Source organism: Candidatus Methanoperedens sp. (assembly GCA_012026795.1).
In the GTDB taxonomy this organism is placed as follows: domain Archaea; phylum Halobacteriota; class Methanosarcinia; order Methanosarcinales; family Methanoperedenaceae; genus Methanoperedens.
The window spans coordinates 199,674-211,575 of the sequence record VEPM01000001.1; the positions used below are offsets into that span (position 1 = coordinate 199,674).

13 protein-coding genes and 1 pseudogene are annotated in these 11,902 nt (G+C 40.5%); 10 read left to right on the forward strand and 4 right to left on the reverse strand.

The window, feature by feature from the left end; all coding sequences use genetic code 11:
- Positions 1-272 precede the first annotated feature (272 nt).
- The 10 genes and pseudogenes from FIB07_00950 (at position 273) to FIB07_00995 (ending at position 10,107) form a co-directional block, all read left to right on the forward strand.
- The gene (locus FIB07_00950; GenBank protein ID NJD51417.1) at positions 273-2,462 is read left to right on the forward strand and encodes an elongation factor EF-2; all 2,190 of its coding nucleotides are present in this window, start codon (positions 273-275) and stop codon (positions 2,460-2,462) included.
- A 71-nt stretch (positions 2,463-2,533) separates the two neighbouring features.
- On the forward strand, positions 2,534-3,805 hold the full coding sequence (gene tuf, locus FIB07_00955) for a translation elongation factor EF-1 subunit alpha (protein NJD51418.1): 1,272 nt from the start codon (positions 2,534-2,536) through the stop codon (positions 3,803-3,805).
- Between the two features lie 32 nt (positions 3,806-3,837).
- Positions 3,838-4,149 (forward strand): 30S ribosomal protein S10, encoded by a 312-nt coding sequence (locus tag FIB07_00960; protein ID NJD51419.1) that lies wholly within the window; start codon positions 3,838-3,840, stop codon positions 4,147-4,149.
- 341 nt (positions 4,150-4,490) lie between these two features.
- The gene (locus tag FIB07_00965; protein NJD51420.1) at positions 4,491-5,021 is read left to right on the forward strand and encodes a hypothetical protein; all 531 of its coding nucleotides are present in this window, start codon (positions 4,491-4,493) and stop codon (positions 5,019-5,021) included.
- A gap of 2 nt (positions 5,022-5,023) precedes the next feature.
- Positions 5,024-5,611: a hypothetical protein gene (locus FIB07_00970; protein NJD51421.1), complete on the forward strand. Its 588-nt coding sequence runs from the start codon at positions 5,024-5,026 to the stop codon at positions 5,609-5,611.
- Entirely contained in the window at positions 5,611-6,363 is a 753-nt protein-coding gene (locus FIB07_00975; protein NJD51422.1) for a hypothetical protein, read from the forward strand. The genes FIB07_00970 and FIB07_00975 overlap by 1 nt, the downstream gene beginning before the upstream one ends.
- A gap of 4 nt (positions 6,364-6,367) precedes the next feature.
- Positions 6,368-6,832 (forward strand): hypothetical protein, encoded by a 465-nt coding sequence (locus tag FIB07_00980; protein NJD51423.1) that lies wholly within the window; start codon positions 6,368-6,370, stop codon positions 6,830-6,832.
- Positions 6,829-7,572, forward strand: a complete 744-nt coding sequence (locus tag FIB07_00985; protein ID NJD51424.1) for a hypothetical protein — start codon at positions 6,829-6,831, stop codon at positions 7,570-7,572. Before FIB07_00980 ends, FIB07_00985 begins: the two co-directional genes overlap by 4 nt.
- Entirely contained in the window at positions 7,569-8,858 is a 1,290-nt protein-coding gene (locus FIB07_00990; protein ID NJD51425.1) for a hypothetical protein, read from the forward strand. Before FIB07_00985 ends, FIB07_00990 begins: the two co-directional genes overlap by 4 nt.
- Before the next feature lie 154 nt (positions 8,859-9,012).
- Positions 9,013-10,107: pseudogene (locus FIB07_00995) on the forward strand (IS200/IS605 family element transposase accessory protein TnpB).
- Positions 10,108-10,195: 88 nt separating this feature from the next.
- On the opposite strand, the gene FIB07_01000 reads toward FIB07_00995, so the two are convergent.
- From FIB07_01000 to FIB07_01015, 4 genes are all read right to left on the reverse strand, one after another.
- On the reverse strand, positions 10,196-10,678 hold the full coding sequence (locus FIB07_01000; GenBank protein ID NJD51426.1) for a 50S ribosomal protein L11: 483 nt from the start codon (positions 10,676-10,678) through the stop codon (positions 10,196-10,198).
- 20 nt (positions 10,679-10,698) lie between these two features.
- Positions 10,699-11,169: a transcription elongation factor Spt5 gene (locus tag FIB07_01005; GenBank protein ID NJD51427.1), complete on the reverse strand. Its 471-nt coding sequence runs from the start codon at positions 11,167-11,169 to the stop codon at positions 10,699-10,701.
- The gene (locus FIB07_01010) at positions 11,166-11,363 is read right to left on the reverse strand and encodes a protein translocase SEC61 complex subunit gamma (GenBank protein NJD51428.1); all 198 of its coding nucleotides are present in this window, start codon (positions 11,361-11,363) and stop codon (positions 11,166-11,168) included. The genes FIB07_01005 and FIB07_01010 overlap by 4 nt, the downstream gene beginning before the upstream one ends.
- A 113-nt stretch (positions 11,364-11,476) precedes the next feature.
- Positions 11,477-11,854, reverse strand: a complete 378-nt coding sequence (locus FIB07_01015) for a hypothetical protein (GenBank protein NJD51429.1) — start codon at positions 11,852-11,854, stop codon at positions 11,477-11,479.
- Positions 11,855-11,902 lie beyond the last annotated feature (48 nt).

An 11,902-nucleotide genomic window follows, 5' to 3' on the forward strand; every position in this document is an offset into this window, starting at 1 on the left:
TTTTCAGTTATAATCGGTTTTGAATTACAAATCAACCTATAATTCGCCTTGACCAGTACTTCTTAGCTTTAGTTTTGCTGTGGGAGCAATGTGAAAGTATTAACTATCCCGGATCTGAAATACCTGGTTCGTATTGGGCTGCTGGTACTGATATTCTGAAGTATTGTATCCATAATTTTGTAGTTTCCATAAGTGGTTTCTGGATTTTCAAAGTGTTTATATAGGATAGAATAATAGAGCACTAAAAATTTTAAATATAAGAGGTAAATCAAATGGGCAGACGAAAGAAAATGGTTGAACATGTCACTGAACTGATGGATAAACCCGAGTTTATCAGAAACATCGGTACAGTTGCACATATAGACCATGGAAAAACAACATTCTCAGATAATCTACTTGCCGGTGCAGGCATGATCTCATCAGAACTGGCTGGCGAACAATTATTCATGGACTTTGATGAAGAAGAACAAAGACGTGGAATTACTATTGATTCTGCAACTGTTTCTATGGTGCATCAGTTTGAAGGTCAGGAATATCTCATCAACCTTATCGATACACCGGGTCACGTTGACTTTGGCGGCGACGTAACCCGCGCCATGAGGGCAGTGGACGGGGCGGTCGTTCTTGTTGATGCTGTCGAAGGTCCGATGCCGCAGACTGAAACAGTGCTGCGCCAGGCGCTCCGTGAAAACGTAACACCTATCCTTTTCATAAATAAGGTTGACCGGTTGATCAATGAGATAAAGCTTACACCCGCTGATATGCAAATGCGTCTGGGGCTTGTTATTGATAAGGTCAACAAGATCGTTAAAGGCCTGAAACCCAACGAATATGATAAACTGAAGCTTGACCCTGCAATCGGCAAAGTTGCATTCGGATCAGCCTTAAATAACTGGGCTATAAGCATTCCTTATATGAAAAAGACCGGTGTCGGATTTAAGGAAATTATCGAATTTTGCCAGGCTGATAAGCAGAATGAACTTGCTATAAAATGTCCGCTCCATGTAGTAATGAATGATATGATCATAAAATTCCTTCCAAGCCCAATCAAAGCACAGCAGGAACGAATAAAAGTAATATGGCATGGCGATAAGGAAAGCGAGATCGGGAAATCAATGATAAATGTTGACAGGAACGGTAAGATAGCTTTAATGATAACAGACATTACCACCGACCCGCATGCAGGTGAAGTAGCAAGCGGAAGGCTTTTCTCAGGTACTCTTGAAAGGGGCAAGGAAGTTTTCATTTCAGGAATGCCAAATGCGAACAGGATTCAGTCAGTGGGTCTTTTCATGGGTCCTGAGCGAATTGAGTGCGAGAAGATCCCTGCCGGAAATATCGTAGCAGTAACAGGTTTGACTGATGCGATCGTGGGGTCTACGGCATCAAGCGATAAAAGCATGACCCCATTTGAGAGCATAAGGCATGTCAGCGAACCTGTGATGACTGTGGCTGTTGAAGCTAAACATATGAAAGACCTGCCAAAACTTGTTGAAGTATTAAGACAGGTCGCAAAAGAAGACCCGACGCTCAAAGTAATGATAAACCAGGAAACTGGTGAGCATTTGCTTGCAGGGATGGGTGAACTTCATCTTGAGGTAGTTGCAGGCAGGATCAAGCGCGACAAACATGTCGATATCACTACGTCCAAACCGCTTGTCGTATACAGGGAAACGATATCCGGCCATGCCGGTCCCGTTGAAGGGAAATCCCCGAACCGGCATAACAGGTTCTATGTTGAAGTTGAACCTCTGTCCCCGGCCATAATTGAACTTATCAAGAACAATGAAATCTCAATGAGGCAGGGAGAAGTGGAGCGCAGGGACATACTGATGAAAGCAGGAATGAGTAAGGACGAAGCCAAGAGTATTGCCCATATTTATGAAACAAATATGTATATAGATATGACCAAAGGCATCCAGTACCTGCATGAAACAATGGAATTGATTCTTGAAGGATTTGAAGAGGTCATGAAAGCCGGACCTTTATCACGTGAACCTGTAATGGGCGTTAAAGTAAAATTAATGGATGCAAAACTCCATGAAGATGCAGTTCACAGGGGACCTGCGCAGGTCATCCCTGCATCAAGACAGGCAATCCAGGCGGCAATGCTGATGGCCGGTGCCACACTTCTTGAACCTTTCCAGAAAGTGTTCATCCATGTCCCGCATGACCAGATGGGAGGAGCTATGCGTGAGATGCAGGGCCGACGCGGCTCTATACTGGATATGCAATCAGAAGGCGACATGACCATTATCGAATCCAAAGCACCTGTTGCACAATTATTCGGATTCTCCGGGGATATCCGCTCGGCTACTGAAGGCAGGGCCATGTGGAGTACGGAATTTGTCGGATTTGAACCGATTCCCGGGAACATGCTTAATGAGATAGTGATGGGCATAAGGCAAAGGAAAGGACTTAAACTCGAAATGCCTAAACCGAGTGATTTCATAAGTCCGTGATGAACGGAAGGTTTAAAAACAAAAACAACAATACGAAGACAAAACATCTTCAATAAATATAAAGGAGAAATATTATGGCAGAGAAACCACATTTAAATTTAGCAGTTATCGGGCATATCGACCATGGAAAATCAACTCTCGTAGGAAGATTAATGTTTGAAACTGGTGCTGTACCGCCGCATATTATAGAGAAATATAGAGAAGAAGCAAAAGCGAAAGGTAAGGAATCCTTCGTTTTTGCATGGGTCATGGACTCACTTAAGGAAGAGAGGGACAGGGGTATCACAATAGACGTTGCCCACCAGCGATTTGATACTGCAAAATATTATTTTACAGTCGTGGACTGTCCCGGTCACAGGGACTTCGTAAAGAACATGATCACAGGCGCTTCACAGGCTGATGCTGCAATTCTTGTAGTCGCAGGCAAAGAAGGCGTCCAGTCACAGACAAAAGAACACGTATTCCTTTCAAGAACCCTGGGTATTAACCAGTTGATCATAGCCATCAACAAAATGGACGAAGTCAACTATGATAAAGCCCGATATGATGCGGTAAAATCCGATGTTAGCACACTTCTTAAAATGGTGGGTTATAAGCCGGATGAATTGAATTTTATCCCCACATCAGCGTTTAAGGGCGATAACCTTGCAAAACCGAGTGAGAATACTAAATGGTACACAGGACCGACTCTACTTGCAGCTCTTGATATGTTGAAACTGCCAGAGAAGCCCACATCATTACCACTTCGTATCCCGGTCCAGGATGCTTACACAATTTCCGGTATCGGAACAGTTCCGGTGGGCAGGGTTGAAACCGGAGTGATGAGACCTGGAGATAAAATAATATTCATGCCGGCCAAAGCAGTCGGTGAAGTCAAATCCATTGAAATGCATCACCAGGAAATAAAAGAAGCGGTTCCTGGAGATAACATCGGATGGAACGTAAGGGGTGTTGAGAAGAAAGATATAAGGCGCGGAGACGTCTGCGGACCTGTTGCCAAACCGCCGACTGTTGCTGAAGAATTCACAGCGCAGATTGTTGTATTGCAGCATCCGTCAGCAATTTCGATTGGTTATACCCCGGTTCTGCACTGCCATACAGCACAGGTTGCAGGAACGATCACAGCAATATTAAAGAAACTTGATCCAAAGACCGGCCAGACAGCAGCTGAAAATCCCGATTTCATAAAAGCCGGGGATGCAGCTATCGTGACAATCAAACCTGCAAAACCGTTGTGTATCGAAAAGGTAAAAGATATCCCGCAGCTCGGCCGCTTTGCGATCCGGGATATGGGAATGACAATTGCCGCAGGAATGGTACAGGACATTAAAGCGAGAATATAATATTCTCACTTTTTCTCAAAACGGTGTTATTTATGGTACAGAAAGCAAGAATACGTTTATCCGGGACAAGTCCTGTTACTCTTGACGGAATATGTTCACAGGTGAAAGATATAGCAGTTAAGACAGGAGTAAGCATTTGCGGCCCGGTTCCCCTCCCAACCAAGAAATTAGTAGTGCCGTGCAGGAAAAGCCCTGATGGCGAAGGAAGTGCGACATGGGACCACTGGGAAATGAGAGTCCATAAGAGACTTATCGACCTTGATGCTGACGAAAGGGCACTGCGGCAGTTAATGCGCATACAGGTTCCCAAAGATATCAGCATTGAGATCGTTCTTACGAGTTAATTTTTTTAACTGTCCTCTTTTAAATATATTATTTATTTTTTCTTTGCAGATTTTTATTTAATCACAAATCATATAACCATCTAAATACCAAATTGCGTTACGGATTCAACAGGATTCTTTTATAGTAATCATCATTGAATTAATGACAATGTATTTACCGCCATAAGTCTTTTGTATAAGCATTGTATGATAAGTATGCTGATGATGAAATATGGACATGCTTAGTTGCGGACAGTTAGAGCAATATTGGACAATCGAGTTTAGCACCTCTAAATATTCAGTATATATAGAGGCCTCCTCGCATTTTGTCCTCAGAGGAGCAACTTTCATAAGGAGGGGCAATGAAAATAATTAACTTTTTAAAAAACGATAATGCCCAGGTAAATATAGATTATATGGCAGGGATCGGAATATTTCTCCTTTCAGTTTTTTTTGTTTTTCAGTTCATTAATAGCATATTTACTCCCTTTCAGTCAAGCTCTGACCAGGTTACACTTGCTGCGGACAGGGCAGGAACCGTACTTGTTGAACGAATGCTTCATTCAGAAAAATCAAGTGAATTAAATGTTATTGACCAGGATAAATTATATTATTTCAATAATACGAAATTAAATTATTCAAACCCGGCCAACTATAATGCCGCACTTCTGGAAATTGGTTTATCCAGCGTTGAATCCGCGTTTAATATGAATGTAACAGTTGCGTACCTGAACGGAACTATTATGAATCAATATGGCACCGGTTTTCCATTACTGAGCGGTCCAGCTCTTCCCGGAACAACTGATATCGGGCAAATTAAACGTATAGTATTGATCATAAATTCCTCTACCGGATATAATGAAACAGCTATCCTCTCAGTAAGGGTGTGGTAATTGTGTTAGATGAAAAAGGCCAGATGCATACACTGGAAGGAGTAGCCGCTGCCACAATAATGCTTCTTGTTATTGTATATGCAATAGATGCAACTTCAATGACACCGCTTACTTCTTCAACAGCGAACGTTCACGTGGAAACTGAGCTTCAGGTACTCGGCCAGGATATTTTAGGGGCACTTGATTACGCTGAACCCGGATATAATTCAAAGTTAAAGAATGATGTACTGGACTGGAATGGCAAAGAATATACCTGGGACGGAACAAAATATATGGAAAAGGGGAATGCTTCTTACCCTCAAAACAATCTTACAAATAATCTAACCAACAGCCTCAACTATACTCTGACAACGCAGGGAATTGCGCATAGTGTGGAACTGACTTTTCTTAGGAACAACGGAACTTCTTTATTAACCCAGAAAATGATTTACAATGGGAATCCTTCAGACAATGCCGTGATAATTTCAAGGAAAATCGTATTACATAACAGTGATAACCCAAATAAGAATAATATTCTGTTAACAGATATCGATCCCTCAACCGACCTTTATAATATTGTTGATGTCAAACTTGTTTTATGGAGGATGTGATGGGAATAATAGAAAATGAGCGCGCCCAGTTTATGCTTCTTGCAGGCTTTATCGTTGCGATCGGTCTTGTTATTGCCACGGTTATGCTCAATAATATAATATTTGAAAGCAATATGGCCGGGGAAGCAGGAGGCGACTCCATAAAATATGATGTGGTGAACCTTATGCGTATAAGCGGGGATGAAATAAAAAGCGCATACAGGAATGTAACTGCAACAGGACAAAATCCTGCACTGAAGGTTACAAATTTTACAAACCAAATGCAAAATTTTAGTGGGAACTTATCGAAAATTTATGCGCTGCATGGTGAAGTCGTGAACTTGAGCCCGGATATAAGCAACTGGAACAACACACGCTATGCAAATTTCACAGATAATGGAACTGCAAACGGCGCAGCGAACTGGACAGTCATTGAAAATGTTAAAAATTCGAACATAACGATTAATGTAACTACAATTTCATCCCCTTTTAACATAAGTATTACCAGTTCAACCTCATCATGGAAAATAAACTTCATCACCCCTGAAAATCGCACAATTACTAACAGTCAAATCATAGCAAATGTAACCACCCAGCCATATAAAATATCATTTATAAATGGTGGGAATGTGTCTGGCAGATTTAACATCACAGGTACAAGTAATAATATACCCTTCATCCGCGCCCGTGATTACGTCTTGAACGCCACAATAATTCTTTCTACCAGCGATATGCGCGCCAATATCACTATTCCTGTTTCAGTGCCGTGGTGATAATATGAAAATAAAAAAACTACCCGAAAATGAGGATGCAGTATCTATCACAATTGGTTTTATTCTCATGTTCTCAATTACAGTGCTGGTTTTCTCCGGGATTGTTCTTTCTTTTTATACTCTCTCGCAGAACTCAAAAGAAACAGCGATGAAAGCAAGTTTTGATATCCTGGGAAGTGGATTTGCAGCAAGGGTAACTTCTATGGATATCCTGTTAAATATAACAGGATCATACGGAGGTACTGTAAATGAGCTCGAATATGATTTTTCAATTCCTGCATCCATTGCGGGTGAGAGCTATACTATCAATATAATCCGCGAAAAGATATTCATGAACGCGGAAAATGATGCTATGGCCTGGATACCATTTAATTCTTCTTATATTATAAATGAGCAGATATACAGCAACATCCAGGACTATACACTCTGGTACGATAACAACAATAAATCAATGAAAATAAAACAATGAATAACAAAAAATTTCTTTCCTCTGAAGATGCAGTCTCTGAAGTAGTTGACTTTGTCACTATCCTTGGTTTACTGGTGTTATCCATCGGACTCATAGGACTGGCAGGATATCCCATCGTGAAAAATGCCCAGGAAGCAAACCATATAGAAAATACAAAGCAGAGTTTTATTGTACTTGCGAATAATATCAATAAAGTTGTGATGGGGCAGGCGCCTTCTCAGAGCGTAGAGCTGAAAATGTACGGTGGGTCGCTAAGCGTTACGGGAGATAGTTTCATCAATATTACAGCAATAAATTCGACAAATGAAAATGTTACCCTGATAGACAGGCAGGTGCGAAGCATTGAAAGTGTGGTAGGTGAAACCATCGTCGCTTATGAAAGCACAGGTGTATGGGCCATGTACCCAAATGGCAATACGGTCCTTGTTTCAAAACCTCTCATTACTAATCAGAGTAAAACGCTTATTATTCCTGTTGTGGCAATAGGCGGAACTTCGTCTATAGGCGGCAGCGGTATGAGCAGGGTTACAGCCAGGGGTATACCGAATGTAAATACCTATAAAAATGTGAGCAATATCAGTATAACGATAAATAGCACTTATTCAAATGGGTGGAAGAATTATTTCACTAATGTTATAGCCTGGAGTTCCTGTTCTTCGGATGAATGCACTGCAATACTTGAAATGAAAAATATTGATGTCTTTATAATAAATATCCAGCTGGATACGGAGGTAGAATGAAACTTTTTTATTCTGAAAGAGCAGAGGCAGAAGTTATCGGCCATATAATTATCCTGGCTATTACTATTCTTGGAATAGGCATGATAACCCTGTTCGGCGTGCCTGCGATTTACAACTTAGAAGATATGGCAAATTCCAAGAATGTGGAACAGGCCTTCACTGTACTTGACTCACGTGCGAGCAGGGTAACATTGGGCGATTCACCGCTTCAGGTAACAAATATTGAACCTGGCGGAGGCACAGTGACTGTCGAGCCGAACAGCTCCAGGAATCCGAGTTATATTGTTATAAACAGCAGTGATTTTAATTTCACTATTCCTATGGGGAGAATAAAATATACTCTTGAAGACAGGATAGTATCTTATGAGGGCGGCGGTGTATGGGCTCAATATCCAGACGGCGGCACAGTTATGCTTTCTCCCCCTGAATTCCATTATAATGGCTGGACATTAACGCTTCCTGTAATTAATGTAAGCGGCAATGCGTCTTTTGCGGGAGAAGGAACTACAGTGGTTTCCATCAAGAAAATAACGCCCATAATAAAGTATCCCAATGCGAGTTCAGGAATGGTGAATCCAGTAAACGGAAGTAAAAATGGAAAAGTTAATGTCAATATAAAAAGTGATTATTATAAATCATGGGCTGATTATGCCAGAACCCTGAGTTATACAAATGTTTCAGTTGATGATAGAAATAAGACCGCTATTATTGTTCTTGAAGTTTTATCCCCGATGGGAACTTTTTCCTTACCTGCTGGTGAGATCACAATGAGGAATATCAATACAAGCAATCCGACTCCAGTAAATAATTTTTCAGTTAATCTTTTCGATAGCCAAATGAATAAACTTAATAACATGGATTGGGAGATTTATGCAATAAATGGTACCAATAAACTGGAATTGGATGTAGAAAAAGATGGAAATAATTTTATGATCAAAATAGAATTTAATTCATCCAGTGGAGAGGAAGAATGGAAAGGATGCCTGTTGTGCGGAGGAGTCAGTAGTTGGCCAAACTCTATAAATGTTGATTTCCTTAATAAAAGTATGAATCTTACAACAAGTGATACTTTGAATACCTGGCCGGGTTCGGGAAATAGTCGCAGTGTTTATGATATTTTCCAGCATTATCTCACTTTTATGGGATCTGATGTCACTTTCATCACTGATGAAAGCCGAAAAGTAGATTATTCAAAATCGCAGTTAACACTTAACTACGACCCCGGCCCCGGCGCTCTCACCTACCTGCACGTCACGGAGAACAGGGCTGATGTTGTGATAAGTTGATTTAAAAAAGTATATCTAAAAAAATTACTTCATTAGGGTCAAGGGATAGAGAACGCCAGCCCTTTAGAAGAACTGGATGAATCCATACCCCCTTGAATACTTTCACTTCCCTCTCCTAAAGCATATATCCTGCTATACTGAAACAGGAAACAGCATGAGAAAAACTTACCAATTCAGATTATACCCGAATAAGAATCAGGAAGTTAAGCTGAATAGTACACTTTCCACATGCCGACGCCTGTACAACGATTCTCTGGCTGAACGAAAACTACAGGCGGAGCTTAACAGGTTAAGACGAGAATTTGACGTTTGTCCCTGGGGAAAACCTGAATGGATAAGCTGTTATGAACAACAAAAAGCAACGGCAGCCAACAAAACATCCTATCAAAAAGAAGTTTTTTCTCAGGTACTACAAAATGTTCTCAAAAGAGTGGATAGAAGTTTCAAGAATTTTTTCAATGGCTTTGGTTATCCGAGATTTCAGGGAAGGAATAGGTACAATTCATTCACATACCCACAGTCCGGATTTGGAATTGAAAATGGGAAAATCATCCTTTCAAAAATCGGAGCTATCAAGCTAATTCAGCATCGAGAGATAGAAGGAAAGATAAAGACCTGTACGATTAAAAAGGATATTGACCAATGGTATGTCACTTTTTCAGTAGAAATGGATGATCCTATACCTGTTGAAATCAAAAACGAAATTGGGGTAGATGTAGGTCTTTACTCTTTGCTCAGACTGAGCAACGATGATAGAATAGAACCGCCTGAGTTCCTGAGAGAATCAGAAAAGAAATTATCAAGACGACAGATAAGGCTTTCGCGGAAAAAGAAAGGAAGCCATAACAGGAAAAAACAGACCAAGATCGTAGCTAAAACTCATCGGGCGATCAGGAATCAGAGAAATGATTTTGCTCACAAGATAAGCAGGATGCTTGTCAATAAGTATGATAAAATTGTTTTTGAGGATTTGCAGATACAAAACATGATGCAGAACCACCATATTGCCAAATCCATAGCCGATGCAGGATGGTATCAACTGATCCAATTGACGACTTTCAAGGCAGAATGTGCCGGAAAAATCGTTGAGCAGATCAATCCGAAAGGAACATCACAGAATTGCAGTGGATGTGGTAATCCAGTACCTAAAGACCTGAAAGTTCGGATACATTCATGTCCTTTCTGTGGTCTTGTTCTGGATAGGGATACTAATGCTGCAAGAAATATATTAGCAAGATCAAAAAGTACCGCAGGAACTGCGGGAATTAACGCTTGTCCGAGTGGACTCAATAGAGCCATGATGACGCAAGACACGCAAGCCCTTTAGGTTGCGTAGTTCACTTCGGCTCGGAGAATTCCGAGTCGAATTTACCGCTGTTAATTGCCGCGATTGCTTCCTTGGGTTTTAATCCTTCAAAAGTTACACCAAGGGGAACGCATGAACCAACAACCTCTTTCACTGTATTTTTCAATGATTTTGCAAGAGTGTCGTTCTTTTTCATTTTGGCGATCTTGACAGCCTGTTTGGCCGTTATATTGCCAGCGGTCACAGTATTCGGTGTTCCTGAGCCCTTTTCGATGCCAGCCTCTTTTATTATGAGTGCTGATGTCGGGGGCGTTCCCACCGTTATTGTGAATTGTTTCTTATCATCAACGATTACTTTGACCGGAACCTGCATTCCCTTAAAAGCTGCTGTCTGTTCATTTATTTTATCTATTATTGCCTTTACATTTACGCCAAGCGGGCCAAGTGATGGACCCAGTGGCGGACCTGCGGACGCTGAACCGCCGGAAACCAATGCTTCTACAACGCTAACCATTTTAATATCTCCTGTTAATATTATTTCTCTTCTTCATCTTCTCGTTTCAATATTCGAACATTATCACCGCGAACTGTTACAGGGATGGGAACCATCGCCTCGAACAATTCGACTGTAATCTCTTCATGAGTTGAATCAATCCTTTTTACCCGTGCTTTTTCTCCCTTGAATGGACCTGATATCAGTTCCACTATGCTTCCTTCTGTAATTCCGGTAACGGAAAGCTTGGGCGTAAGGAAATGGGATATTTCATCGAAACTTGACTGGCCTTTGATCATCGCCCTGGCATGGGGGACATCCTGGATGACCTCATCCACTGCTTCAGGACTTGCGGCTTCGACAAGAACATAGCCTTTCAGTTCATCAGGGGCAAGCACTGCATAAATGCCCAGATGCTCTTTCCTGGTAACTTTCTCTATCAAATTCGCTACCGTCCTTTCCTGGTTCGCTGTTGTCTTGATGACATATATGGCGGCAGCTTCATCGTTCATTTAAACCATCCCGGCATTACCGTTATTAATATATAAATGATAAAACCTATGAATCCTACTAAAAGTATACCTGCACCCGCTACTTTTGCAATCACTGAAAATTCTTCTCTTGATGGTTTCCTTGTAAGCTTGAGTACTCTGATGTAGTCATTTAGTCTCAAAGGAACGTTCCCTATTTCTTTATCTTCGAACAATGTTTTTCACATCCATGATTTTAATGATTGCATAATTATTATAAAAGCTACCCTAAAATAATAGCAGTCTATAATTATACTCAACATAAAAATAGTTTTCGATTAAGAGAATCCTAAGAAAATGGAGAACATTCTTTGAAATTCGTAAGTTCTTCTGGTAATAATTTGTATACCATTGGTCTTAATTTCCTGTACCATTCATAAGAAACTAAAACAAGAGTAAAAGGCACCAGCGCTTCCAATATACCAGAATATGCATCGAATTGTTTGATCCCATCTGAAAGATCAGAAAAAATGAAAAATATGCCAAACGAAAAATATAAACAATTTTTTCTTAAGAAAGGTCTGGTTATTATTGACCTTGCTAATTCTTTATCAATATCCCTCCACAGGAATAATATCTGGATTGAAAGGAAAACAAAAGATAGATACAAGATATATATCAAAGAATCAATAATTTTATAAATTATAATTTCATTTGAATTATCCATATTATCCTACCCTTTAATTCAACCCATATTATGATGATGATTATTATA

Excerpts from the sequence above, each read along its gene's own strand:
- FIB07_00950 (NJD51417.1), top strand. The coding sequence starts at position 273 with ATGGGCAGACGAAAGAAAATGGTTGAACATGTCACTGAACTGATGGAT.
- FIB07_00960 (NJD51419.1), top strand. The coding sequence starts at position 3,838 with ATGGTACAGAAAGCAAGAATACGTTTATCCGGGACAAGTCCTGTTACT.
- FIB07_00965 (NJD51420.1), top strand. The coding sequence starts at position 4,491 with ATGAAAATAATTAACTTTTTAAAAAACGATAATGCCCAGGTAAATATA.
- FIB07_00975 (NJD51422.1), top strand. The coding sequence starts at position 5,611 with ATGGGAATAATAGAAAATGAGCGCGCCCAGTTTATGCTTCTTGCAGGC.
- FIB07_00980 (NJD51423.1), top strand. The coding sequence starts at position 6,368 with ATGAAAATAAAAAAACTACCCGAAAATGAGGATGCAGTATCTATCACA.
- FIB07_00985 (NJD51424.1), top strand. The coding sequence starts at position 6,829 with ATGAATAACAAAAAATTTCTTTCCTCTGAAGATGCAGTCTCTGAAGTA.
- FIB07_00990 (NJD51425.1), top strand. The coding sequence starts at position 7,569 with ATGAAACTTTTTTATTCTGAAAGAGCAGAGGCAGAAGTTATCGGCCAT.
- FIB07_01000 (NJD51426.1), bottom strand. The coding sequence starts at position 10,678 with ATGGTTAGCGTTGTAGAAGCATTGGTTTCCGGCGGTTCAGCGTCCGCA.
- FIB07_01005 (NJD51427.1), bottom strand. The coding sequence starts at position 11,169 with ATGAACGATGAAGCTGCCGCCATATATGTCATCAAGACAACAGCGAAC.
- FIB07_01015 (NJD51429.1), bottom strand. The coding sequence starts at position 11,854 with ATGGATAATTCAAATGAAATTATAATTTATAAAATTATTGATTCTTTG.